This window comes from uncultured Litoreibacter sp., assembly GCF_947487515.1.
Classification (GTDB): Bacteria; Pseudomonadota; Alphaproteobacteria; order Rhodobacterales; family Rhodobacteraceae; genus Litoreibacter.
The window spans coordinates 654,954-678,552 of sequence record NZ_CANKWO010000002.1 but is presented as its reverse complement, the minus strand read 5'-3'; the positions used below and the strand labels follow the sequence as shown (position 1 = coordinate 678,552).

Sequence of the window (23,599 nt, the reverse complement as noted above, 5' to 3'; positions counted from 1 at the left end):
GGCGAAAGCCCGAATTCCAATGGATGTTGTCGTGCTGGGATAACGTGTCTATCAAGGTCATCGGTCTAGGGAGAGAATACAGATGTCTAAGAAAAGCCGTGTTACCGATGAAGAGGCGCTGTCCTACCATTTGGAGCCGACCCCGGGAAAGCTGGAAATCAACGCGTCCACACCAATGGCGACGCAGCGTGATCTAAGCTTGGCCTATTCACCAGGCGTTGCGGTTCCTGTTGAGGCGATCGCGGAGAACCCAGAAACCGCCTATGATTACACAACCAAAGGCAACATGGTTGCGGTGATTTCGAACGGGACGGCCATTCTAGGGCTGGGAAACCTTGGCGCATTGGCCTCAAAGCCGGTGATGGAAGGCAAGTCGGTTCTGTTCAAGCGGTTCGCTGATGTGAACTCGATCGATTTGGAACTGGATACCGAAGATCCGGAAGAATTCATCAATGCGGTTCGCCTGATGGGACCAAGTTTCGGCGGGATCAACCTTGAAGACATCAAGGCCCCAGAGTGCTTCATCATCGAACAGCGGCTTCGGGAAGAAATGGACATCCCCGTTTTTCACGACGACCAGCACGGAACAGCCGTCATCTGCGCCGCAGGTCTTTTGAATGCGCTTCACCTGACTGGCAAGAAGATCGAGAACTGTAAGATTGTTCTGAACGGAGCCGGAGCCGCCGGTATCGCCTGCATTGAGCTGATCAAAGCGATGGGCGCGCAGCATGACAACTGCATCGTCTGCGACACCAAAGGCGTGATCTATCAGGGCCGCACCGAAGGAATGAACCAGTGGAAATCTGCGCATGCGGCCAAAACCTCAGAGCGCACTTTGGAAGAAGCGATGACCGGAGCGGACGTTTTTCTTGGTGTGTCGGCTAAGGGCGCAGTGACGCAGGACATGGTGAAATCGATGGCCGACAATCCGGTCATCTTTGCCATGGCGAACCCAGATCCGGAGATCACCCCCGAAGACGCCCATGAGGTTAGACCGGATGCGATCGTGGCGACAGGGCGGTCGGACTATCCGAACCAAGTGAACAACGTCCTTTGCTTCCCGTATCTGTTCCGCGGTGCGCTGGATGTTCGTGCGCGTACCATCAATGACGCAATGAAAATTGCATGCGCCGAAGCATTGGCAAAGCTGGCGCGTGAAGATGTGCCAGATGAGGTCGCGGTTGCCTATGGCCAAAAATTGACCTTTGGTCGCGATTATATCATCCCGACGCCGTTTGATCCGCGTTTGATCCACACCATTCCGCCGGCGGTTGCCTTGGCGGGAATGGAAACAGGTGTATCCCGTAAGCCGATTGTCGATATGGATAGCTATATTGTGGACCTGCGGTCCCGTATGGACCCGACGGCGTCGATGCTGGAAGGCTTGCACAATCGGGCGAAGTCGAAGAACGCGCGCATGATTTTCGCGGAGGGTGATGATATTCGTGTGCTTCGGGCTGCCGTTGCTTACCAGCGGTCCGGCTTGGGTCAGTCGCTTGTCGTTGGCCGAGAGGAAGACGTTAAAGAAAAGCTGACTGCGGCTGGGTTAGAGGACGCCTACCGCGAGCTTACAATCGTGAACGCGCGAAACTCTGAACACTTGGAAAGCTACAAATCATTCCTGTATGGGCGGCTTCAGCGCAAAGGGTATGATCTACAAGATGTGCACCGGTTGGCAGCTCGGGATCGTCACGTTTTCTCTTCGTTGATGTTGGCGCATGGCCACGGGGATGGGTTGATCACTGGGGCAACCCGAAAGTCCGCGCATGTTTTGGAGCTTTTGAATCACGCGTTGGATGTGTCTGTTGAAGACGGCGCCGTCGGCGTCACGGCGTTGCTTCGGAACGGCCGCATTGTTTTGATTGCAGATACGCTGGTTCATGAATGGCCTGATGAGCATAACCTTGCGGATATCGCGGAACGTGGGGCTGCCGCCGCGAGATCATTGGGGCTGGAGCCGCGTGTCGCCTTTGTCAGCTTCTCGACCTTTGGATACCCAGTGAGTGAACGGGCAGAGAAAATGCACATTGCGCCAAAGGTACTGGATCAGCGCGGCGTGGATTTCGAATATGATGGCGAAATGACCGTAGACGTCGCGATGAATATGGATGTCATGGAAAACTACCCGTTCTGCCGTTTGACCGGACCTGCGAATGTGTTGGTTGTACCTGCGCGTCACTCTGCGTCGATTTCGGTTAAACTGATGCAAGAGATGGGCGGAGCCACGGTCATTGGCCCAATTCTGAGCGGCGTGGATCATCCAGTGCAAATTTGCTCAACCACGTCCTCCACCAACGACATCCTGAACATGGCCGTTATGGCCGCGTGCAAGGTAGAGTAATAACAAAGAAGCGCCCGAGTAGGGCGCCTCTGTTTAGTTTTTCATGTCGGCCCAGAAGGATTTAACCTTTGAGAAAAAGCTGTTGAGCAAGGGGTTGTTTTCCTCGCTTAGCTTTTCAAACTCTCGCAGCAGTTCTTTCTGCTTGCTGGTTAGATTCACTGGGGTCTCGACCGCGAGCTCGATGAACATGTCACCGGTTCCCGCACCACGTAGTGCTGGCATGCCCTTGGCGCGCAGGCGCATTTGACGGCCAGACTGACTTCCGGCAGGCACTTTGACGCGCGACCGCCCACCGTCGATGGTCGGGACTTCCACATCTCCGCCAATGGCGGCGGTCGTCATGGCTACTGGAACCTGACAGTACAGATCGACGCCGTCTCGTTGGAACAGATCGTGCTCTGCGACTTCAATGAAGATGTACAAATCCCCTGACGGGCCACCGCGTAGTCCGGCTTCCCCTTCGCCTGCGAGGCGAATGCGCGTGCCAGTTTCAACGCCTGCGGGGATGTTAACGCTTAGGGAGCGCTCTTTTTCCTCGCGTCCGGAGCCGTTGCAGGTGCGGCAAGGGTTCTTGATAATCTGACCGATGCCGGAACATGTCGGGCAGGTCCGCTCTACGGTGAAGAAGCCTTGTTGCGCACGAACTTTACCCATGCCGGAGCACGTCGGGCAGGTTTGTGGTTCCGCGCCACCTTCCGCACCAGTGCCATCACATCCTTCGCAGGATGTGGAGGTCGGCACTGTGATTGCCTTTTGCATGCCGGCAAAAGCGTTCTCCAGCGAGATGCGCAGATTGTAGCGCAGATCGGAGCCACGTGTCGCGCGTTGCCGCCCGCCGCGCTGTCCGCCACCGCCCATGAAGTCACCAAACAAATCTTCGAATACATCCGAGAAAGCAGACGAGAAATCGCCATTGCCGCCGCCTGGATGTTGGCCGCGACCCCCCATTCCACCTTCAAAGGCGGCGTGACCATAGCGGTCATAGGCTGCCTTCTTGTCGGCATCCTTTAGGACTTCGTAAGCTTCATTGGCTTCTTTGAACTGGGATTCCGCATTGGGATTGTCGGAGTTGCGATCGGGGTGCAGCTCCTTGGCCTTTTTGCGATAGGCTTTTTTCAGCTCGTCGGCAGATGCACCGCGCTCTGCTCCGAGAACTTCGTAGTAATCACGTTTTGCCATGGATCAACCTTTTCAAAACTCGATCCCTGAAACATGCAGACCGGCCCGTAAGTTTCGGACCGGTCTTTGATTTCAGGACTTGGGCGACATTAGTCGCGTTTGTTGTCCAGATCTTCGAAATCCGCGTCCACGATATCTTCATCAACGCCGCGCATTTCATCAGGCTCTTCGGTTGGCTCAGCGGCAGCAGCTTCGTCTTGCTGCGACTTGTAGATCGCTTCGCCCAACTTCATTGCCGCGTCTGTCAAATTCTGAATGCCGGCTTTGATCTTGCCAGCGTCTTCAGTTTCCATTGTTTCTTCGAGGGCTTTTAGGGCCAACTCGATGACTTCAACGGTGGATGCGTCAACTTTGTCGCCATGTTCTTCCAGCGACTTGTTGGTGCTGTGGATCAGGCTTTCCGCTTGGTTGGTGGATTCAACCAGTTCGCGGCGCTCCGCATCTGCGTCAGCATTAGCTTCCGCATCTTTGACCATTTGCTCGATGTCATCATCAGACAGGCCGCCAGAGGCTTGGATCGTGATCTTTTGCTCTTTGCCGGTGCCTTTGTCTTTGGCGCCAACTTCAACGATGCCGTTGGCGTCGATGTCGAAGGTCACCTCGATCTGCGGCAGTCCGCGCGGCGCTGGTGGGATGTCTTCAAGGTTGAACTGACCAAGGACCTTGTTGTCCGCAGCCATTTCGCGCTCCCCTTGGAACACCCGCAACGTCACAGCGTTTTGGTTGTCTTCCGCAGTGGAGAAGATTTGCGACTTCTTGGTCGGGATCGTTGTGTTGCGATCGATCAGGCGTGTGAACACACCACCAAGGGTTTCAATACCCAAGGACAGCGGTGTCACGTCAAGAAGAACAACGTCCTTCACGTCACCTTGCAAAACGCCAGCCTGAATGGCGGCGCCCATGGCGACCACTTCATCAGGATTCACGCCTTTGTTGGCTTCACGGCCGAAGAATTTGGAAACCTCTTCGATAACCTTTGGCATACGGGTCATACCGCCGACCAAGACGACTTCGTCAACGTCGGAAGTGGACAGGCCCGCATCTTTCAACGCGGCTTGGCAAGGTTTGATCGACGCTTTGATTAGGTCAGCAACAAGGCTTTCCAGCTTCGCACGCGTCAGCTTCATGACCATGTGCAGTGGCTGGCCGCCTTTAGGGTCCATCGAGATAAACGGTTGGTTGATCTCTGTTTGTTGGGACGAGGACAGCTCGATCTTGGCTTTCTCTGCGGCTTCTTTCAAACGCTGCAGCGCCATCTTGTCTTTGGTCAGGTCAACGCCGTTCTCTTTTTTGAACTCGTCGGCCAAGTAAGACACGATGCGCATGTCGAAGTCTTCACCGCCAAGGAACGTATCACCGTTGGTGGATTTAACTTCAAACAGGCCGTCGTCGATTTCCAGAATGGTTACGTCGAATGTACCACCACCAAGGTCATAAACCGCGATAGTCTGGGTTTCTTTTTTGTCGAGACCGTAAGCCAGCGCAGCTGCTGTCGGCTCGTTGATGATGCGCAGCACTTCGAGGCCAGCGATCTTGCCGGCGTCTTTGGTTGCTTGGCGTTGGGCGTCGTTGAAATACGCAGGAACAGTGATAACCGCCTGTGTCACTTCTTCGTTCAGGTAGCTTTCAGCGGTCTCTTTCATCTTTTGCAAAATGAACGCAGAGATCTGCGCGGGGCTGTATTTGTCACCCCTTGCGGCCACCCAAGCGTCACCGTTGCCGCCGTCGACCACGTCGAAGGGCAGGTTCTTCTTGTCCTTGGCGATGTGCTTGTCGTCAGCACGGCGCCCGATCAGGCGCTTTACGCCAAAAATTGTGTTGTCAGGGTTTGTAACTGCCTGCCGTTTGGCGGCTTGACCGACCAGACGCTCGTCGTCTGTGAAGGCGACAATAGAGGGTGTGGTGCGCGCACCCTCAGCGTTTTCGATAACGCGGGGTTGAGAGCCATCCATGATGGCGATGCAAGAGTTGGTTGTACCAAGGTCGATACCGATGACTTTTGCCATGAGCGTAGGTCCTTTCTTCGCGGCGATGTTGAGGAGGACAGGCCCAAGCTGGCCCCTGTACTCCGATCCCAAATTTGAACCGAGGGCGTAGCCCCATCGGAATTCGAAGCGTATATAAGGCTGGCATTTAGGTGCTGCAAGGCGCTGGGGGGTTGGAATCTCTCAAAATCGTTAGAAAGACGGTGGAAATGAGTATGGATAAGAAAATCAGGGACAATTCGGGAAGAATTGCACCAGATTTAGTGGTTCGGGGCGTTGATGTTTTTGAAGGTTTTCTGGGAGTCGAAAAGCAGCAAGAGCTGCTTGATGATCTGCGCCGTGTTGTCGCCGCCGCGCCGCTTTTTGTGCCGACCACGAGCAACGGGCGCGAAATGTCTGTTCGCATTACCTCCGCCGGTCGGCTGGGATGGGTGTCGGATCAGTCCGGTTACCGATACCAAGAAGCGCATCCCCGCGGGATGGCGTGGCCCGCAATTCCCGATGTGGTGATGGAGGTCTGGCGCGCGGTTGGCCCGCAGGATCGGGATCCCGATAGCTGCTTGATAAATTACTATGACGATCACGCCCGGATGGGGATGCACCAAGACCGCGACGAGGCAGATTTTTCATGGCCGGTGGTTTCGATCTCTTTGGGTGACGACGCATTGTTTCGCATTGGGAACACCACACGTGGCGGAAAAACCGAAAGCCTTTGGCTTCGGTCAGGCGATGTCGTCGTCATGGGGGGTGATGCGCGATTGGCGTATCACGGGGTTGATCGCGTGAAGGCGGGAACGTCCGTATTGCTTCCGAAAGGGGGGCGAATAAATCTGACCCTAAGAGTGGTGGTTTAGCGACCAGCGCTCCAACTGATGGATGCGTGACGACGGGCTTTGAATTCGCCCATTAACCCCAGCATGATCAAAGTGACCGACACGATTAGGGGATAGCTGATCGAGCTAAAATGCGGGTTATAGTTGATGAACGCATATCCGCGCGCCTGATCGATGCAATGAAACAACGGGTTCCAGTCAAAGAAGGCCAGCATCGAGGAAGGCATGCTGTTTGCTACGAACATTTTGCCTGAGGCGACCATATTGGCGCGGCTGTAGACGGTTGATGCGATCGACGCAAAGCCGGGAAACCACGGCTTGATGGCCAAGAAGACCATCCCGACAGCCACGCCAGAAAACCAAGACAGAAGGAACATGCCTATTGTTCCGATGGGGTCAAAGAATTCGACAGGGCGCCAAGCAACATGGACCAGAAACAAGATCAGCACAGCTGACAGCGTCTGAATATACAAGCTCGACAGCGCGGAAGATGTAATCGCGATTGCTGTGTTCATAGGGGCGTGCTTCATCATCGCCGAGGTCGGCCCTTCCGACCCCATGATCGCACCAACAGCTTTGGTATGCGTGAGGAACAAAAAGATGCCAGACAGCAGGTACAAGATGAAATCCCCGCGAATGGCGCTGCCTCGCAGGCCCAATACCGAAAACATCAAGTAGAACGCGGCCACCATGATAATCGTCGTCATCATGTTCATCGCCAAGCCGATAACGGCGTTGCGGTGCGATTTGCGGACGTGACGAACTGTGCTGACGTAAATCAGCTCGGCCAGCCCAATGGCTGAACGAAAGTGCGTATTGCGTTCTTCGGTTTTGAACATCTTGCAAACCTGCATTGCTTCAGGGCCGGTGCGCTGGTCTTTAAACGCCAGAAAACTTGCCGATCCGTTATCAAGCAAGCATAAGAAGGCTAAAGAGTGAAATCAATTATACGGCAGGAGAGCAGCTGTGGACTATAACAAGATGGCAACGGTGTTTCGTGAACTAGCGCTGGAAGCGGGCGACAAGATCATGGAAATCTACGACGCAGATGACTTCGATGTGCGCGCCAAGTCCGACGACAGCCCCGTGACCGCCGCCGATGAGGCCGCAGATGCGCTGATTTCAGCGGGCATTCGCGCCGCCTTTCCAGATGTGCTGTTGGTCACAGAAGAGCAGGCGGATACCCACGCGGCAAATGCGGCGAATTTCATCATTGTTGATCCGCTGGATGGCACCAAAGAATTCATCAAGCGCCGAGGTGATTTTACCGTCAATATCGCCTATGTCGAAAATGGCACGCCTGTGCGCGGGGTGGTCTACGCCCCTGCCAAAAACCGGATGTTTTATACCGATGAATCAGGCACCACGGTGGAAGAACAAGGTCCGTTTGATCGCTTTAAACAGGGTCTAACAAAGCCGATACGCGTGAAATCCCCCGACAACGACTCTTTGGTGGTGGTGGCGTCTAAGTCTCACCGAGATCAAGCAACAGACGACTATATTTCCAAGTATAAGACGACGGATATGACCGGCGCAGGGTCTTCATTGAAGTTTTGCTTGGTGGCCGCCGGTGAGGCGGATCTTTATCCGCGTTTGGGTCGCACGATGGAGTGGGACACTGCCGCAGGCCATGCCGTGTTGAATGGCGCAGGCGGGGCGGTTGTTCGCTTCGATGACCACAAGCCGTTGACCTACGGAAAGCCGATTTACGAAAATCCATTCTTTATCGCATACGCTCCTGGCGTTGAATTGAAGTCCGCCTGATGACAGTCACCATCGTCATTCCCGCGCGCTATGCTTCCACTCGGTATCCGGGGAAGCCCCTTGTTGAGCTAAGAGGGGCTACCGGCGAGGCGCGTAGCCTGATCGAGCGGTCTTGGAATGCAGCTAAATCAGTTTCTGGCGTGGATCGCGTGGTGGTTGCCACGGATGATGACCGGATCAAAGCGGCGTCCGAAGCTTTTGGTGCTGAGGTCGTAATGACGTCCTCAGATTGCTTTAACGGAACCGAACGCTGCGCGGACGCGTTGCCAGCGTTGGGGCAGGAACCGGAAATTGTGGTGAACCTTCAGGGGGACGCGCCGTTGACCCCCGCGTGGTTTGTTGAAGACTTGATTGCGGGCCTACGCGCCGCGCCGGATGCGGCCTGTGCGACACCGGTTCTAAGATGCGATGGGCGGGCTTTGAACGGCTTTCTTGAGGATCGCAAAAATGGTCGTGTCGGGGGCACGACTGCGGTGTTCGCTGAGGATATGTCAGCATTGTATTTCTCTAAGGAAGTCATCCCTTTTACGTCTGAAGTATACTCTAACTTGGCCGAAACACCCGTTTTTCACCATGTTGGTGTCTACGCGTACCGGCCCGAGGCATTGCGATCATACGCTTCTTGGCCGGTGGGTCCTTTGGAAAAACTGGAAGGCCTTGAGCAGCTTCGGTTCCTTGAAAACAGTCGTAAAGTCCTTTGCGTTGAAGTGGAGGCCAGAGGTCGCCAGTTTTGGGAGTTGAACAACCCGGAGGACGTTCCTCGGTTGGAAACGATGCTTTCCGAGATGGGGCATCCATGATGCCACCTTTGGTCAGTGTGGTGATTGTCAGCCGCAACCGACCAAAGGAGCTGCGCAATTGTATTCGGGCACTTGATTTTCAAACGCATCGAAAATTTGAACTTATCGTCGTCACGGATGAGATAACTGCGGCCAAACTACCCGATTTGATCCCGATCGAGCGGGTTAAATCTGCGGTGTGCGCCGAGGCGAATATCTCCAAAGCGCGTAACCAAGGTGTGGCTTTGGCGGCCGGTGAGATTGTCGCCTTTATCGATGATGATGCGATTGCGGAACCGACTTGGCTGAACCGGCTCACCGCACCATTTCGCGACCCTAACATAGGGGCATCCGGTGGTTTCGTTCGGGGGCGAAATGGCATCAGCTTTCAATGGCGTGCGGAAGAGGTTGGCCTTGATGGCACATCCCATGCAATCGCCGTCGACCAGACAACCGTCTTTGCCGCAGACCCCAAACGGGCGATCAAAACGCAAGGCACCAACTGCGCATTTCGGATCGACGCATTGCGGGCGCTGGGTGGGTTTGACGAAAGCTACAAATTCTATCTAGATGAAACGGATCTAAACATCCGCATCAACCAAGCTGGATATTCAACTGCCATCGTGCCTCTTGCAGAAGTGCAGCACGGCTATGCCGCATCTTCCATGCGTGGGCGTGACCGGCGACCAAAATCCCTGTTCGAAATCGGGGCGAGCCACGCATATTTCATCAAAAAATATGACCGACCCCAAAGCGAATTAGACAGCGTTCGAGCAGAGCAATGGGCGCGGCTGGATGCGGCCTTGGCGCGTGGGCTGATAAAGGCAGAAGATGTGGAATTTCTTCGGTCGGATCTAGAGGCGGGAATCGCAGAGGGTTCCTTGCGAGATCACGGGCGCAATTCCGCTGCTCAGAAGCAATCAAAGTTTCTGCAGTATTTGGACACCTCTGGGGTGGCTGAGCATCAGTTTGTTACAGGCCGCTGGATTTCGCGGCGCAAGGTTTATGCGCAAGCGAAGGAAATTGCGAAGGCTGGAACCCCCTGCACAGCAATAATCCTCAGCCCGACTACCCTGTTTCATCACCGCTGGTTCCATTCCGACGGGTTTTGGGTTCAGACGGGGGGAATATTTGGCAAGAGTACCCGCTCCGATCCGATTTGGACGTGGTATCGATGTGCAACACGCGTAAAGGTCGAACAAGCTGACCTCTCAAGGACAAGATAGGGCCAACTGGCATTGTTTAGCCATTTGGTCACAGTTTAGTCAGAGATGTCGGTCACTGTGTAGTAAACCAAATGAAGTTTGCGTAAATTGTAAATAAAACGAACGAGGCACACCATATGAAGCGCAAAGTCACCAAAGCGGTCTTTCCAGTAGCTGGATTGGGCACAAGGTTTCTTCCAGCAACGAAATCAATTCCCAAAGAAATTATGACCTTGGTTGATAGGCCGCTCATTCAATACGCCATTGATGAAGCACGTGCGGCGGGCATCAAGGAATTTATCTTTGTGACATCTCGCGGCAAAGGCGCATTGGAAGATTACTTTGACCACGCGCCAGAACTGGAAAGTTCTTTGCGCAAGAAGGGCAAGAAAGAGCTGCTTTCCACGCTCAAAAGTACCAATATGGATAGCGGCGCAATTGCCTATATTCGTCAACACAAGGCGCTGGGCTTGGGCCATGCTGTCTGGTGCGCGCGCCGCTTGATCGGGAACGAGCCCTTTGCAGTCATCTTGCCAGATGACGTAATCGCGGCGGAAAAGCCGTGCCTTCAGCAGATGGTAGAAGCCTATAGCGAAACGGGCGGCTGCATGGTTGCCGCGATGGAAGTGCCGCAAGAAAAGGCGTCTTCTTATGGCGTCTTGGACGTGAAGGAAGATATGGGGTCGATGGTGTCAGTGCAGGGCATGGTCGAGAAGCCCGCTATCGATGAGGCCCCTTCGAACTTGGCCGTGATTGGGCGCTATATTCTAACACCTAAGGTTTTGAACAATCTCAACAAACTAAAGCAGGGTGCGGGCGGTGAAATTCAGCTGACTGACGCCATTGCGAAAGAAATTGAAGAAGACCGCGATGTCTATGGCTATCGCTTCCGCGGTCAACGATTTGATTGCGGGTCTAAGGCTGGTTATCTTCAGGCAACAGTTGCGTTTGGACTTGCTCGTGCAGAGCTTCATGACGAATTGTCCGCCTATCTGGATGACCTCAGCGCTACGCGCAACGCGGCACAGTAGCTAGGGAAAAAGCTTATGACAAATGTGCTGGTTACTGGCGGTGCGGGCTACATCGGCTCGCACGCCTGTAAGGTGTTGGCTGCGTCGGGATTTACGCCAGTTACCTTCGATAACCTTTGCACCGGCTGGCAGGATGCGGTGAAATTTGGCCCGTTTGCGCAGGGCGACCTGTTGGATCGTGCGCGGCTTGAGGAAGTGTTCCAAGAATATAAGCCCGTTGCCGTTATGCATTTTGCCGCACTGAGCCAAGTAGGTGAATCTGTCTCCGACCCTGGTCTATATTGGCGCAACAACGTAGGTGGCTCTCTCAACTTGATTGAAGCCGCTACGAATGCGGGGTGCAAAAACTTTGTGTTTTCCTCAACATGCGCAACTTATGGCGATCAAGACGGGGTGACGCTTACCGAAGACACAGCACAGATGCCCATTAACGCCTATGGAGCATCAAAACGTGCAGTCGAAGATATGTTGCGCAACTTTGAGCTGAGCCACGGGTTGAAGCACGTCATTTTTCGGTACTTTAACGTCGCTGGTGCCGATCCCGACGGGCAAGTGGGCGAATTTCACCAACCTGAAACACATCTCATTCCCCTGATGCTTGATGCAATAGAGGGGAAACGCGACTCTTTGACTGTGTTCGGCACGGATTACGACACGCCAGACGGCACATGTATTCGTGACTACGTGCATGTCGTCGATCTGGTTGAGGCGCATGTCAAAGGGTTGGAATGGCTTTTGGATGGTAAGGAGCCGGCAGTTTTCAATCTTGGAACAGGCAGCGGGTTTTCCGTGCGCGAAGTGATAAGCCACTCGGGCAGAGTGACCAATAAGCATGTTCCGATCATTGAAGGTGACCGCCGCGCTGGAGATTGCACAAAATTGGTTTCGGGAAGTGATCGGGCTGTGTCAGAACTTGGCTGGACACCGACCCGTTCAACTCTGGAGGCAATGATCACTGATGCTTGGCGCTGGCACCAATCCGGACATTACGACAAGTAGGGATTTCCCCGTTGTTCTAGACATCACGCGACTTGTGTCGCGCGTTGGTCTGGGGCCAATGACGGGGGTGGATCGGGTAGAGTTTGCCTATCTGAACTGGTGCCTTGGTCAGGATAGAACACCCGTTTTTTGCCTTGCGAGAACGGCAGATGGGTATGTCTTGCTAGACCGAAAAGGGGCAATTCAATTTCGCGAAAGACTGCTGGGGCTGCAACCTTGGGGCTCAAGAGATCTTCGTGCAAAACTGGGCTTCAAAACACCAAAGGCGCGGGGTGCTGCGGAATCTGACCTTCGAAGACTGGCGATTGCGCGGTCTGGAAAGACCTCACTGCCGGATATTCCGATGCAAAATGGTGTCTATTTGAACACCGGTCATTCAAACCTGACCGAAGCCACACTCAACGGTTTTCGCGGTCTTGGGTTGAAGGTCGTGGTCCTGATCCATGATATGATTCCGCTGGATTGGCCGGAGTTTCAACGCGACGGCACCGTGCAGAGCTTTGAGCGAAAAATGAAATTGGTTGCTGCGAAAAGCGATCTGATCATTACGAACTCAGCGGATACACAACAGCGGGCAAAACATTACTTCGAGCGCTGGGGGCGCCAAATCAATAGCGTTTCTTCATTGCTGGGTGTGGAGTCCGTATCTGAAAAAATCCCCAATTCGGGCAATAATAGACCCTATTTCGTATCGATCGGTACGATAGAGCCTCGCAAGAACCATGCGTTCTTGTTGGATATCTGGTCCCAGCTGGAAGCAGAAATGTCGCCTGCGGAGTTACCGAATTTGCATCTCGTCGGTCGCCGAGGTTGGAACAATGAAGAGCTGTTCAAAAGACTGGACGGTTTGCGTGGAACTCCGTGGTTGCGAGAGCAAAATGATTTGGATGACGTTGGCTTGCGCCGCCTGCTCGCGGGGTCGCATGGCTTGTTGTATCCGTCATTTGCCGAAGGGTTCGGGTTCCCCTCTATCGAAGCGGCACAATTGGGGGTTCCGGTAATCTGTGGCGATCTTGCCATTCACCATGAGGTCTTAAGCGACTACCCCGTTTACGCAGACCTGCAAGACATATACCTTTGGAAAAAAACAATAGTTGAGCAGGCAAAGCAGAGGCATAAAGACCTCATTCACGCGAACAAGGCCAAGACACCAAGGATTCCGAAATGGTCGGAGCATTTCCAAGCCGTTAACGCGGCGGTGACAAAGCTGTTTTAACTAGCGTGATCAGAGGTGACACAACATGGGTGTCCGCAGATCATATGAACTTCGCATGGAGCGAAAGCGTTGGCGTTGGCGGGCTGTCCGCAAGCGGCGCGAACTTGTGTCCGTAAAGGACCGAACTGCGCAAATCGGAAATTCTGACATCATTGTTTTCGGAACCCTTCGAAATGAAGCCGTGCGCCTGCCATACTTCCTGAAGTACTACCGCGATCTTGGGGTTGATCACTTCATATTCGTCGACAATGGGTCAGATGATGGCACTGCTGAATATCTGGCCAGCCAGCCCGACGTGACGTTGTTCGCCTCCAACGCAAGCTATAAGCGATCGCGCTTTGGGGTTGATTGGATCAACTGGTTGCTGCGCAAATACGGGCACGGACATTGGACGTTGGTTCTCGATGTGGATGAATTCTTTGTCTACCCGTTCTGCGACACCCGCCCGATCAAGGCGCTGACTGATTGGCTGGATGCGTCTTCGGTGAAATCTTTTGGGACGATTCTGTTGGACATGTATCCCAAGGGCCCGATTGACTCCGTGCGATACGAGACGGGCGCTGACCCTTTCGAGCACCTGCATTGGTTTGACAGCGGCAATTACTCCATCAAGAAGAACGACAAATACGGCAACCTTTGGATTCAGGGTGGCCCGAGGGCGCGCGCGTTCTTTGCCGACAACCCCGAGCGCGCACCGGCGCTGAACAAGGTTCCTTTGGTGCGTTGGGATCGGAGTTATGCCTATGTCAGCTCGTCGCATATGCTTTTGCCGCGGGGCCTGAATTTGGTGTATGATGAATGGGGCGGCGAAAAGACGTCTGGCTGCCTGCTTCATGCGAAGTTCCTTGATACCTTCGGAGACAAATCCGCCGAAGAGCTGCAACGCAAGGAACATTTTGCCAATAGTCACGAATACAAGGCCTACCACAGCGGGCTGTCCGAAGACCCCGACCTGTGGTGCAAGTGGTCCGAGAAATACATCAACTGGCGCCAACTGGAAATTCTGGGGCTAATGTCTAAAGGGAACTGGGCATGACCGTCGGCTTCGTAATGTTGGTGCATGACGCACTGGACAGAGCAGCCCAAGTTGCGCGCCATTGGTCCGAGCACGGAAAACCTGTCGTTATTCATGTCGACAAACGTGTGGATGATCCGAACTTCGAGTTCCTGCGAAACAAGCTGGCTGATCTGGAAAATGTTCAGTTTTCGGAGCGGCACGCATGTGAATGGGGCAACTGGTCTATTGTCGGGGCCACTCAATCCGCCTGCGAACAGATGCTTGAGGCCTTTCCTGACGTGCATCACGTTTATCTTTCCAGCGGTTCATGCATGCCGTTGCGGCCGGTCGAGGAAATTCAAACCTATCTGAATGAACGCCCGCGAACGGATTTTATCGAGTCTGTTACTACCGACGAAGTTGACTGGACGGTGGGTGGTCTGGATCAAGAGCGCTTTACGCTGCGGTTCCCGTTTTCGTGGAAACGACAACGCAGATTGTTTGACGGCTATGTTGATCTGCAGCGACGGCTGAAAATGACTCGGACCATTCCCGAAGGGCTGACGCCGCACTTGGGCTCTCAATGGTGGTGCCTGACCAGACAGACGTTGTCTGCGATCTTGCAAGACCCGCGCCGCGCCGAGTTTGATCGCTACTTCAAGCGGGTATGGATTCCTGACGAAAGCTACTTCCAAAGTCTCGCGCGGATGTATTCGACCCAAATCGAGAGCCGCTCTTTGACGCTGTCGAAATTCGACTTTCAGGGAAAACCGCATGTCTTCTATGACGATCACCTGCAGCTTTTGCGCCGCTCCGATTGCTTTGTAGCGCGGAAAATTTGGCCACGAGCAGAACGTCTCTATAGGGAGTTTCTGGCACCAGCTTCCCGTGCGCTTGTTATGGCAGAACCCAATCCGCTTAAGATCGACCGCCTGTTTAGCCGTGCAACAGAACGCCGGACGCGTGGTCGCGCAGGGCTATATATGCAAGGGCGTTTTCCCAATGACGGCTGGGAAAATGGAAAGACCAGCGGGCGATATTCTGTTTTTGAAGGTTTTACCGATCTGTTTGAGGACTTTGAGGGCTGGATTGCGCGCAGAACGGGGAACCGCGTCCATGGCAATCTATTTGCACCTGACAGGGTAAATTTCGCTGGGGGTGACAAAGTTTACAATGGGGCGCTTTGTGACAGCGCAGCGTTACGTGAATACAACCCTCAGGGGTTTTTGACCAACTTGATCTGGAATACTCGTGGCGAGCATCAGTGCTTTCAGTTTGGGCCGTCCGATGATCAAGCGGTTTCGAAGTATTTGGCAACGGATCAGAATGCTCAGATATCCGTCATCTCGGGGGCATGGGCGATCCCGTTGTTTCATTCGAACCAAAACTTCGCCGATTTGCGGAAGGTGGCCGCGCATTTGCAACGCACTGAGGCCGCACATCTGGAGTTGTTGAGACTTGGGAAAACGAAGGCACGCGTCCGCATCTGGAGCCTTGCCGAGTTCATCGAAAACCCCATGGAAAACCTCCAAGCGATCCTTGATGAGATTGGCGGACTGGGCCAGCGTAGACTATCTGAAGTTCCGATCATGAGGGATTTATCCGGCTTCGGGCAGTTTCTACAGAACCTGAAAAACCAAGGTATGAGCCCGCATTTGATGGGTGATTTTCCCGTGACATTAGACAGTAATGAGAAACCTCAGGGCGGTCGCCCGTATTTGGTGAAGTAGGTTATGAGCACACAGTTTGACTATTTTGTCGTCTTCGCCGAAATGCGAACCGGATCAAATTTTCTAGAAGCCAGCCTGAATGAGTTTAGTGACATTCACTGCTATGGAGAGGCCTATAACCCTCACTTCATCAGTCATCATAGTCAGGACGCCCTGTTTGGCGTGGATATGGCACAGCGAGAGATTGCGCCACTTTCACTGATTGAGCGGATGAAAGAAAACACTGACGGGTTTCCTGGGTTTCGGTTCTTCAATGACCATGACCCACGGGTGATGGCCCATGTTCTGGCAGACCCTAAATGCGCGAAGATCATTTTGACCCGCAATCCGCTGGACAGCTATGTGTCACTCAAAATTGCTGCTCAAACGGGTCAGTGGAAATTGGGCGATATGAAGCAGCGCCGATCTGCGACCGTGACGTTCGATCGCGAAGAGTTTGAGCAGCACCTTGCAGCGAAGAAGGCCTTCCAGTTGGATATTTTGAAGGGTATGCAAATTTCTGGTCAGTCTGGATTTTATGTTGCCTACGAAGACATTAGTGACGTTGAAATCGTTAATGGAATGGCGCGGTTTATCGGATCGCATGAACAAATCGATGCCACTCCGAACTCCGTTAAGAAGCAGAACCCAAGCGGGTTGGAGGATAAAGTCACCAACTATGAGCAGATGGTGAAAGACCTCTCCAACACGGATCATTTCGCACTGTCTGACACGCCGAACTTTGAACCGCGACGCGGACCGGGTGTTCCGGGGTTTTACCTCGCAGCTGACGCGCCCGTGCTGTTCATTCCCGTAGCTGGCGCGCCCAAGGTTTCCGTTTTGGAATGGCTTGCTGCTCTGGACGATGCGGAGGTCGACCAACTTCAAACAAAGCTTTCACAAAAGCTGCTGCGCCAATGGAAACGCGGCAATCCGGGGCATCGCAGTTTTACAGTGATCCGGCATCCGCTGGACCGCGCGCATCGTGTGTTCTGCGAATATATCGTGCCGAAACGGGACGATAACTTCAGTGACCCACGTCGTGTTATGCGGAACAGATATGGTGTATCGGTTCCCGGGCAGGGGGATTTATCCGGCTACACCAAGATGGAACATCGCGCAGCCTTTGCGAAGTTTTTGGAGTTCCTAAAAGGGAACTTGGCAGGTCAAACCAGCATCCGAATTGACGCAGTGTGGGCGACACAATCGGCCCTACTTCAAGGAGCTTCCGGCGTTGTTTTGCCGGACATCATTTTGCGCGAAAACGACTTGGAAGATGGCCTTCCCGCGCTGGCAGCTACGCTGGGCCTAGAGGCGGATGCCCCAAATCCAGAGCCGGAACAGGGTCCGTTTTCCTTAGCCGACATCTATGACAAAGAGCTGGAAAAACTGGCAGTAGCTGTATACCGAAAAGACTACATCAATTTCGGATTTGGCGATTGGAACGAAGGCTAGGCTGCCTTCGTCTCCACGGCCTCTGTTAGGATCGCATGAAGCGCCGTGGCATCAGTATTGGCGCGCAATTTAGTGCATACATCACTGTTGCGCATCGTACGCGACACCAATGCAAGCGCCTTCAGGTGATCGACGCCTGCGGTTTCCGGGGCGAAAAGTGCAAAGAACAAATCGACGGGATGGCGATCTGCAGAATCAAAATCCAGCGGGCGCTCAACGCGCAAAAAGACGGCAACGACCTTATCCAAATCTTTGACCCGCGCATGGGGCAATGCAACCCCATGGCCCACACCGGTTGGGCCAAGGGATTCACGTTCCAGTAGGGCTTCCAGCGCTAAGTCGGCCGGAATTCCATGCGAGGAAGACGCAATTTCAGAGATCGCCTGAAACAGACGCTTTTTACTCGTAACAGCCGAGACTGTCTTTACAGCCGACTGGGTCAGAATTTCCGAAACTTGCATAATCTGCTCTCTGAACGTGGCCGTTATCGGCCTTTTAACTACTTGCGGGATCAATCCAGCCGATGTTGCCATCTTCGCGTGTGTACACGACGTTGACGTTTTTACTTCCCTCGTTCCGGAATACTAGCACAGGTGCCCCAGCAATTTCCATCTGCATAACGGCTTCTCCTACCGATAATGATGGGATGTTGGTTTCCATTTCCGCAACGATAATGGGTTGCAGATTGTCCGGTTCTGAGTCGTCAGACCCATCGCTTGCGGCAAGGATATAAGAGGATGCGCCCGAAAGTTCAACTGGTTGCGAGCGGCTCTTGTGGTGATCTTTCAAGCGCCTTTTATAGCGCCTAAGCTGCTTGTCCATTTTCTCTACACATTGATCGAGGGCGGCGTAGATCTCGGTGCTATGTCCACGGGCTTGTGTCGTCAGGCCGGTGCTGAGGTGAACAATAGCCTCGCAAACATACTCGTGAGCGCTTTTCGAGAAAACGACAGTCGCATCTGTTGGACGGCCTGCATATTTCTCAAGAATGCTTCCCAGTTCTGTCTGAACGTGAGTTTGAAGCGCTTCACCAATGTCTATCTGCTTGCCCGTGATCTGGTAACGCATGGCGTCTCCTTAATTGTTTTGTGGGAAAATTACCGACTGAAGGGTGTAGCTTCTGGTCGGATTTGGGTTGAGTGATTGGTACCGCCCGAGCATTCGGGACGTTTCAGTTTCGAGGTTTGCGCTAGGCAAGACCAAAGCCTGGGGCTGTCGATCACTCATTGACCCCATTTGGCGACGTCAAAGGGGGTGGTGTCAATCAAATTGATGCAGAGTCGTAGAATTGAGCATCTAAAAGCTTAGCCAATTCGGAAGTTTTGACCCAAGTAAACGCGGCGCACGTTTTCGTCTTTGACGACTTCATCTGTAGTGCCGCTCATCAAAACGTGGCCGTCGTGCAAGATGTATGCCCGATCCACGATTTCCAAGGTTTCACGCACGTTGTGATCGGTAATCAAGACGCCAATACCCCGTTTTTTAAGGTCGGCGACAAGTCCACGAATTTCACCGACGGCGATAGGGTCAACACCTGCGAAAGGCTCATCCAGCAGCAAATACTTCGGATCCGCTGCGAGACAGCGCGCGATTTCAGCGCGGCGGCGTTCACCACCTGAAAGGGACAAAGCAGGGGCGCGACGCAAATGCCCGATTGAAAACTCGTTCAGCAGCTCTTCGAGGCGTTCGCGCCGTTTGGTACGGTTTTTGATAGAAATTTCGAGAATCGCCAAAATGTTGTCTTCGACGCTAAGCCCGCGAAAAATGGACATTTCTTGCGGCAGATATCCGATACCCATCTTGGCGCGCCGATACATCGGCAAAAGCGTCACGTCGCGACCATCAATGGTGACGGTCCCTGCCTCTGGCGTCACAAGACCGGCGATAGAATAGAAACACGTCGTTTTGCCAGAGCCGTTTGGCCCCAATAACGCAACGACTTCCCCGCGCGCCAGTTCCAGCGAGACATCGCGGATAACAGGACGACGCTTGTAGTTCTTGCGCAGCCCGTGGACCTTCAGCCCTGATGAGCCGTCTTTTACGCTAAGATCGGGCGCATCGCTCATTCGCTGCCGCCAGTGCGGAAAATTGTCCGAACACGGCCTGACATACGTCCCGACCCGCTTTTCAGATCAACGGTTAACTTTTCCCCAGATAAGGCGTTTACACCTTGGGTCAGGATGACGTTGCCGGTCATCACGATTTCCGCCCCAGAGACAGAATAAACAGCCTTTTCCGACTCCGCGGCTTCCGCCCCATTAACAAGCGTGACGCTTCCCGTTGCGATCAGTTGGTCGATATCCCCAGTGGGTTGCCCGTTCTGGGTTGCATATTGAACCTGCACACGGCTAGCGCTGAGGCGCATTTCGCCCTGACCGGCGACAACGTTTCCGGTGAAAACTGCGCGGCCGGTTGCCTGATCTACGCTGAGTTCGTCGGCGGTAATTTCTACAGGCAGAGAAGCGTCATGTTTAAGCCCACCAAAGGCAACGCTGGCACCTTGCGCGTTGGCCGTGCCGGTAATCATGACAAGTGCAACTGCCGCTATTGCCGCAAATTTGGAAAATACAGTCATCATCACCCTCTACTCTTTCGGATCGTATACCAGCTTCACGCCGTTCTTGAAAACAAGAACCTGTGTTTGGCCATTCGTTGACAGTTTCATAGAGCCGGCTTCCAACCTTCCTGAGGGGCCACGACCAGCAACAGCACCTGGTGCAGTGGTTTCGGTGGTCTCGAGGTTGGTGACCAGTTTTTCGGTTTCCAAACGGTAGCCAGAAGAGGTCGATAACCTGACGTCGCCTTGCAAGTCGAGCAATTGCTGCGCACCGTCGTAAACTGCTGTTTCAGCAAGGATCCCGTAGGATGGCCCGCGAAGAGACTCGATGCGCGCCACGACCTGTTTGATGGTCAGGCGACGCGGATCAGTCAGGTCTGGCAGTGCGCTATCGGCATCGACGATAACCGCTGACCCATCGCTTGTTGTTCCCGAAAACCGCGGAGAGGTGAGTTGCTGCTCACGGGCGATTTTTTCGATATCGATATCGGCAAATGGGATCGCATCAGATGGGTCCAATGTCCGCGAAAACAAAAACATGGTCGACAACAGGCCTAGGGCCACCAATGGAAAGACGACTTTGGCCCATTGAACGAAACGCGAATAGCTGTTGTCGATACGCGCCATCTATCAGGCCACGCCAGCGCGCAAGCAGTCATGAATGTGCAATATTCCCAAAGGCACGCCACCATTGCCTGCTTCGGTTACAAACAGGCAGGTGATCTGGCGCTCGTTCATATTGGCAACGGCGGTTTCTGCCAATGCGTCTGGGGCGATGGTTTTCGGGTTCGCCGTCATCACCTCGGATGCCGTCATTTCCAGCAAGCCGTTCATATGTCGCCGCAAGTCACCATCGGTAATGATGCCGGCCAATGTCCCGCCTTGATCGATCACCCCAACAACGCCGAAGCCCTTTTGGCTGATCGCGATCAACACGTCGGACATTGGGGCATCAGCGGGGATAACGGGCAACTCGTTGCCGGAGTGCATTAAGTCGGCAACTTTGGACAATCGTGCACCCAGCTTGCCTCCGGGGTGAAACTGGCGAAAGTTTTCAGGTGTGAACTGGCGATGCTCCATCAGGGCGATTGCAAGCGCATCCCCCAAGGCCAGCGTCATAGTGGTGGAGGTAGTGGGAACCACGCCGGTGTCGCAGGCCTCTTCGGCCTTGGGCAGGATCAAGGCCACGTCGCTTTGCTTGATCAATGTGCTGTTCACGCGGCTGGCGATCCCAATCATCGGGATGTTGAAGCGGCGGGTATAGGCAATGACGTCGGCCAGCTCCGGCGTTTCGCCCGAGTTAGACAAGATCAGCGCAACATCCCCTTGGGCCATCATGCCCAGATCGCCATGGCTGGCTTCTGCGGGATGAACGAAGTGAGCGGGGGTTCCCGTAGACGCCAAAGTGGCTGCAATCTTGCGGGCCACATGGCCGGATTTGCCCATGCCACAGATGATGACGCGCCCCGTTGCGCCAAGCATCAACTCGACGGCCTGAGCAAAGCTGTCATTCAGGCTGTCCGCCAGAAGGTTCAACGCTGCTGCCTCGCGGGAGACGACACGGTGACCAATTTTCAAAAAGGTCTCGGATGAGGTTTTGCTTTCCATGTTCCCTACCTAATGCGCGAAGATGTCAGTTTCAGGCCAACCGGCCAAATCCAGCCGAGCACGGGTTGGCAGGAAGTCAAAACACCCCTGCGCGACCTCCCTGCGACCTTCGCGTTCCAGCATGCGGTCGAGCTCTGATTTTAGCTTGTGAAGGTGCAATACGTCAGACGCTGCGTAGGCTTGTTGCGCCTTCGTTAGATCCTTCGCACCCCAATCGCTGGACTGCTGGTGTTTGGAGATGTCGACGCTCAGTAATTCTTGCAACAGGTTCTTCAACCCGTGACGGTCCGTATATGTGCGAACCAGCTTGGAGGCGATTTTGGTGCAGTACACTGGGGTGGTCAGGCAGCCAAAGGCCTGTAGCATGGCAGCGATGTCGAAGCGCCCGAAATGAAACAGCTTCAGCACATTTGGATCTTCCAAAAGGCGACACAGGTTGGGAGCGTCAGTTTGGCCCTTCGCTACTTGCACCAGATGCGCGTTGCCGTCACCGCCCGATAGTTGCACCACGCATAGGCGGTCCCGCACGGGATTTAGCCCCATTGTTTCGCAATCAATGGCCACCACCGAGCCGAGATCAAGATCATCAGGCAAGTCGCCTTGATACAAAAAATTGGCCACGTGCGGGCTCCTAGAAAGTTTCCATAGGGGGATAGGCTTTCTGGGGGTGATATTCAATGACGGCTGTCGGCACAGAAGGGGATGCACTGCGGTGATCGGCCCGCAGAGCAGGATTCAGACACCAAAAGGAGGCCGCTACGCGCATAGTTTCGCCACAGCCGGAAAAGAGATTAACGGCTTGTCAGAAGTGTGCCATGCTGGGTTGGAATTATTAAAAACTTCTCTTCTTGCATATATCAAAGCTACTTGCTTTAATGAAAGTGAGCTGGGCAACTGCTTGTCTGGCAAGATCCGAGAAGGGGAGGAGACTTCTCGGATTATCAGTTTCTGGAGGAGAAAAGATCATGAAAAGAATTTTCGGAGCCGTCGTTACTGGCGCAATGTTGGCTGCAAACGCGGTATTTGCGGCCGACATCACCATCGGCCTGTCCGTCGATCAATTGTTTGAAAGCCGCGTGGCGGTGAACAACGGGATCAAGGCAGGTGCTGCTGATCGCGGGTACGATGTGGTCGAAGTCGTGGCCGATGGCGATGCTCAACAGCAGAACGCCCAAATCCAATCACTTATTGCGCAAGGCGTTGATGCGATCCTTGTTTGTGCAGTGGACCAGAACACGATCGAACGCGCGCTGCTTGCAGCGAAGAAAGCCAATATTCCGGTAGTAGCCTATGATCGGGATCTGCCTGACAGCCGCGTTGTGCAGTCCTTTGTAGGACCAGATTCCCTTGTCGACGGTCGCTTGGCCGGTGAATACACCGCGAAAGCGTTGGAAGGTGTTGAAGGACCAATCACTATCGTCGAGCTGATCGGCGCATTGAATGACCAAAACGGCATCGACCGCTCCAAAGGCTTCCGCGAAGGCATCGCCAAGTTGCAGAATGTGAACCTGATCGAGGTTCCAACCGATTGGGATAGCGCCCGCGCCCTATCTGGTACGCAAAACGCTTTCCAAGCAAACCCCAAAGTGTCCGCTGTATTTGCCGCGACCGACACGCATATTCCTGCGGTAGAAACAGTCCTGTCCGACTTGGGCAAGCTGGCCCCTATGGGATCTGATGACCACGTGGTTATCACGGGCGTGAACGGGTCCAACGACGGATATCAGGCGGTACTATCTGGGACTGCGGACGCGTTTGTTGTGATGGGTACGGACGCAACAGGTCGCAAGGCAGTAGAGCTCGTGTCGCAGATTCTTGCGGGCGAGAAAGTAGAGCGCCTGAACTACGTGGGCGGCAACCTCTATACTGCATCTGACGCTGAGGCGAACAAAGCCATGATCTGGGGCGCGCCGAAGTAAGCGACTGCTTTCGATCAAGTGA

General features: G+C 54.0%; 22 protein-coding genes. 12 read left to right on the top strand and 10 right to left on the bottom strand.

The features are described 5' to 3' along the window. Nucleotides 1-82 precede the first annotated feature (82 nt). Nucleotides 83-2,341 carry an NADP-dependent malic enzyme gene (locus Q0746_RS08955; RefSeq protein WP_298259367.1) on the top strand — a complete coding sequence of 753 codons (2,259 nt, stop codon included), beginning with the start codon at nucleotides 83-85 and terminating at the stop codon, nucleotides 2,339-2,341. Nucleotides 2,342-2,374: 33 nt separating this feature from the next. Here Q0746_RS08955 and dnaJ read toward each other — a convergent pair whose 3' ends face one another. Together dnaJ and dnaK are read right to left on the bottom strand one after the other, a co-directional pair. Beyond that, nucleotides 2,375-3,520 (bottom strand): molecular chaperone DnaJ, encoded by a 1,146-nt coding sequence (gene dnaJ / locus Q0746_RS08950; protein WP_298259365.1) that lies wholly within the window; start codon nucleotides 3,518-3,520, stop codon nucleotides 2,375-2,377. Between the two features lie 89 nt (nucleotides 3,521-3,609). Next, nucleotides 3,610-5,526 (bottom strand): molecular chaperone DnaK, encoded by a 1,917-nt coding sequence (gene dnaK, locus Q0746_RS08945; protein WP_298259364.1) that lies wholly within the window; start codon nucleotides 5,524-5,526, stop codon nucleotides 3,610-3,612. A 194-nt stretch (nucleotides 5,527-5,720) separates the two neighbouring features. Between dnaK and Q0746_RS08940 the strand changes: the two genes are divergently transcribed. Continuing rightward, nucleotides 5,721-6,359, top strand: a complete 639-nt coding sequence (locus tag Q0746_RS08940; protein WP_298259362.1) for an alpha-ketoglutarate-dependent dioxygenase AlkB — start codon at nucleotides 5,721-5,723, stop codon at nucleotides 6,357-6,359. Here Q0746_RS08940 and Q0746_RS08935 read toward each other — a convergent pair. Further along, nucleotides 6,356-7,177, bottom strand: a complete 822-nt coding sequence (locus Q0746_RS08935; protein ID WP_298259360.1) for an ABC transporter permease — start codon at nucleotides 7,175-7,177, stop codon at nucleotides 6,356-6,358. The genes Q0746_RS08940 and Q0746_RS08935 overlap by 4 nt on opposite strands. Before the next feature lie 127 nt (nucleotides 7,178-7,304). Here Q0746_RS08935 and cysQ point away from each other — a divergent pair, with 127 nt between their 5' ends. The 9 genes from cysQ to Q0746_RS08890 all read left to right on the top strand — a co-directional run bounded on the left by cysQ (nucleotide 7,305) and on the right by Q0746_RS08890 (nucleotide 17,493). Beyond that, nucleotides 7,305-8,102: a 3'(2'),5'-bisphosphate nucleotidase CysQ gene (gene cysQ / locus Q0746_RS08930; protein WP_298259358.1), complete on the top strand. Its 798-nt coding sequence runs from the start codon at nucleotides 7,305-7,307 to the stop codon at nucleotides 8,100-8,102. Then, the gene (locus tag Q0746_RS08925; RefSeq protein ID WP_298259356.1) at nucleotides 8,102-8,902 is read left to right on the top strand and encodes a manno-octulosonate cytidylyltransferase; all 801 of its coding nucleotides are present in this window, start codon (nucleotides 8,102-8,104) and stop codon (nucleotides 8,900-8,902) included. The genes cysQ and Q0746_RS08925 overlap by 1 nt, the downstream gene beginning before the upstream one ends. After that, nucleotides 8,899-10,107, top strand: coding sequence for a glycosyltransferase (locus Q0746_RS08920; RefSeq protein WP_298259354.1), 1,209 nt, complete (start codon nucleotides 8,899-8,901; stop codon nucleotides 10,105-10,107). Before Q0746_RS08925 ends, Q0746_RS08920 begins: the two co-directional genes overlap by 4 nt. A 116-nt stretch (nucleotides 10,108-10,223) precedes the next feature. Beyond that, entirely contained in the window at nucleotides 10,224-11,117 is an 894-nt protein-coding gene (gene galU / locus Q0746_RS08915; RefSeq protein WP_298259352.1) for a UTP--glucose-1-phosphate uridylyltransferase GalU, read from the top strand. Between the two features lie 15 nt (nucleotides 11,118-11,132). After that, on the top strand, nucleotides 11,133-12,116 hold the full coding sequence (gene galE, locus Q0746_RS08910; protein ID WP_298259350.1) for a UDP-glucose 4-epimerase GalE: 984 nt from the start codon (nucleotides 11,133-11,135) through the stop codon (nucleotides 12,114-12,116). Next, nucleotides 12,076-13,332 carry a glycosyltransferase family 1 protein gene (locus Q0746_RS08905; protein ID WP_298259348.1) on the top strand — a complete coding sequence of 419 codons (1,257 nt, stop codon included), beginning with the start codon at nucleotides 12,076-12,078 and terminating at the stop codon, nucleotides 13,330-13,332. The genes galE and Q0746_RS08905 overlap by 41 nt, the downstream gene beginning before the upstream one ends. 25 nt (nucleotides 13,333-13,357) lie before the next feature. Continuing rightward, nucleotides 13,358-14,368 (top strand): glycosyltransferase family 2 protein, encoded by a 1,011-nt coding sequence (locus tag Q0746_RS08900; RefSeq protein ID WP_298259346.1) that lies wholly within the window; start codon nucleotides 13,358-13,360, stop codon nucleotides 14,366-14,368. Continuing rightward, entirely contained in the window at nucleotides 14,365-16,059 is a 1,695-nt protein-coding gene (locus Q0746_RS08895; protein ID WP_298259344.1) for a beta-1,6-N-acetylglucosaminyltransferase, read from the top strand. The genes Q0746_RS08900 and Q0746_RS08895 overlap by 4 nt, the downstream gene beginning before the upstream one ends. Nucleotides 16,060-16,062: 3 nt before the next feature. Beyond that, complete coding sequence (locus tag Q0746_RS08890; RefSeq protein ID WP_298259342.1) at nucleotides 16,063-17,493, top strand: nodulation protein NodH; 1,431 nt, start codon at nucleotides 16,063-16,065, stop codon at nucleotides 17,491-17,493. On the opposite strand, the gene Q0746_RS08885 is transcribed toward Q0746_RS08890, so the two are convergent. From Q0746_RS08885 to Q0746_RS08855, 7 genes are all read right to left on the bottom strand, one after another. Next, nucleotides 17,490-17,954: a PTS sugar transporter subunit IIA gene (locus tag Q0746_RS08885; protein ID WP_298259340.1), complete on the bottom strand. Its 465-nt coding sequence runs from the start codon at nucleotides 17,952-17,954 to the stop codon at nucleotides 17,490-17,492. The genes Q0746_RS08890 and Q0746_RS08885 overlap by 4 nt on opposite strands. A 34-nt stretch (nucleotides 17,955-17,988) precedes the next feature. Beyond that, nucleotides 17,989-18,561 carry a ribosome-associated translation inhibitor RaiA gene (gene raiA / locus Q0746_RS08880; RefSeq protein WP_298259338.1) on the bottom strand — a complete coding sequence of 191 codons (573 nt, stop codon included), beginning with the start codon at nucleotides 18,559-18,561 and terminating at the stop codon, nucleotides 17,989-17,991. A gap of 236 nt (nucleotides 18,562-18,797) precedes the next feature. Continuing rightward, complete coding sequence (lptB, locus tag Q0746_RS08875) at nucleotides 18,798-19,559, bottom strand: LPS export ABC transporter ATP-binding protein (RefSeq protein WP_298259336.1); 762 nt, start codon at nucleotides 19,557-19,559, stop codon at nucleotides 18,798-18,800. Next, on the bottom strand, nucleotides 19,556-20,071 hold the full coding sequence (gene lptA / locus Q0746_RS08870; RefSeq protein WP_298259334.1) for a lipopolysaccharide transport periplasmic protein LptA: 516 nt from the start codon (nucleotides 20,069-20,071) through the stop codon (nucleotides 19,556-19,558). Before lptA ends, lptB begins: the two co-directional genes overlap by 4 nt. Nucleotides 20,072-20,077: 6 nt before the next feature. Then, the gene (lptC, locus tag Q0746_RS08865; RefSeq protein WP_298259332.1) at nucleotides 20,078-20,677 is read right to left on the bottom strand and encodes an LPS export ABC transporter periplasmic protein LptC; all 600 of its coding nucleotides are present in this window, start codon (nucleotides 20,675-20,677) and stop codon (nucleotides 20,078-20,080) included. 3 nt (nucleotides 20,678-20,680) lie between these two features. Further along, complete coding sequence (locus tag Q0746_RS08860) at nucleotides 20,681-21,658, bottom strand: KpsF/GutQ family sugar-phosphate isomerase (RefSeq protein ID WP_298259331.1); 978 nt, start codon at nucleotides 21,656-21,658, stop codon at nucleotides 20,681-20,683. Between the two features lie 9 nt (nucleotides 21,659-21,667). Continuing rightward, entirely contained in the window at nucleotides 21,668-22,279 is a 612-nt protein-coding gene (locus tag Q0746_RS08855) for a ribonuclease D (RefSeq protein ID WP_298259329.1), read from the bottom strand. Nucleotides 22,280-22,623: 344 nt separating this feature from the next. Here Q0746_RS08855 and Q0746_RS08850 point away from each other — a divergent pair, with 344 nt between their 5' ends. Beyond that, entirely contained in the window at nucleotides 22,624-23,577 is a 954-nt protein-coding gene (locus Q0746_RS08850; protein WP_298259327.1) for a sugar ABC transporter substrate-binding protein, read from the top strand. Nucleotides 23,578-23,599 lie beyond the last annotated feature (22 nt).

Coding starts and splice junctions, on each gene's coding strand:
- Q0746_RS08955 (WP_298259367.1), top strand. CDS start 83: ATGTCTAAGAAAAGCCGTGTTACCGATGAAGAGGCGCTGTCCTACCAT.
- dnaJ (WP_298259365.1), bottom strand. CDS start 3,520: ATGGCAAAACGTGATTACTACGAAGTTCTCGGAGCAGAGCGCGGTGCA.
- dnaK (WP_298259364.1), bottom strand. CDS start 5,526: ATGGCAAAAGTCATCGGTATCGACCTTGGTACAACCAACTCTTGCATC.
- Q0746_RS08940 (WP_298259362.1), top strand. CDS start 5,721: ATGGATAAGAAAATCAGGGACAATTCGGGAAGAATTGCACCAGATTTA.
- Q0746_RS08935 (WP_298259360.1), bottom strand. CDS start 7,177: ATGTTCAAAACCGAAGAACGCAATACGCACTTTCGTTCAGCCATTGGG.
- Q0746_RS08925 (WP_298259356.1), top strand. CDS start 8,102: ATGACAGTCACCATCGTCATTCCCGCGCGCTATGCTTCCACTCGGTAT.
- Q0746_RS08920 (WP_298259354.1), top strand. CDS start 8,899: ATGATGCCACCTTTGGTCAGTGTGGTGATTGTCAGCCGCAACCGACCA.
- galU (WP_298259352.1), top strand. CDS start 10,224: ATGAAGCGCAAAGTCACCAAAGCGGTCTTTCCAGTAGCTGGATTGGGC.
- galE (WP_298259350.1), top strand. CDS start 11,133: ATGACAAATGTGCTGGTTACTGGCGGTGCGGGCTACATCGGCTCGCAC.
- Q0746_RS08905 (WP_298259348.1), top strand. CDS start 12,076: ATGCTTGGCGCTGGCACCAATCCGGACATTACGACAAGTAGGGATTTC.
- Q0746_RS08900 (WP_298259346.1), top strand. CDS start 13,358: ATGGGTGTCCGCAGATCATATGAACTTCGCATGGAGCGAAAGCGTTGG.
- Q0746_RS08895 (WP_298259344.1), top strand. CDS start 14,365: ATGACCGTCGGCTTCGTAATGTTGGTGCATGACGCACTGGACAGAGCA.
- Q0746_RS08890 (WP_298259342.1), top strand. CDS start 16,063: ATGAGCACACAGTTTGACTATTTTGTCGTCTTCGCCGAAATGCGAACC.
- Q0746_RS08885 (WP_298259340.1), bottom strand. CDS start 17,954: ATGCAAGTTTCGGAAATTCTGACCCAGTCGGCTGTAAAGACAGTCTCG.
- raiA (WP_298259338.1), bottom strand. CDS start 18,561: ATGCGTTACCAGATCACGGGCAAGCAGATAGACATTGGTGAAGCGCTT.
- lptB (WP_298259336.1), bottom strand. CDS start 19,559: ATGAGCGATGCGCCCGATCTTAGCGTAAAAGACGGCTCATCAGGGCTG.
- lptA (WP_298259334.1), bottom strand. CDS start 20,071: ATGATGACTGTATTTTCCAAATTTGCGGCAATAGCGGCAGTTGCACTT.
- lptC (WP_298259332.1), bottom strand. CDS start 20,677: ATGGCGCGTATCGACAACAGCTATTCGCGTTTCGTTCAATGGGCCAAA.
- Q0746_RS08860 (WP_298259331.1), bottom strand. CDS start 21,658: ATGGAAAGCAAAACCTCATCCGAGACCTTTTTGAAAATTGGTCACCGT.
- Q0746_RS08850 (WP_298259327.1), top strand. CDS start 22,624: ATGAAAAGAATTTTCGGAGCCGTCGTTACTGGCGCAATGTTGGCTGCA.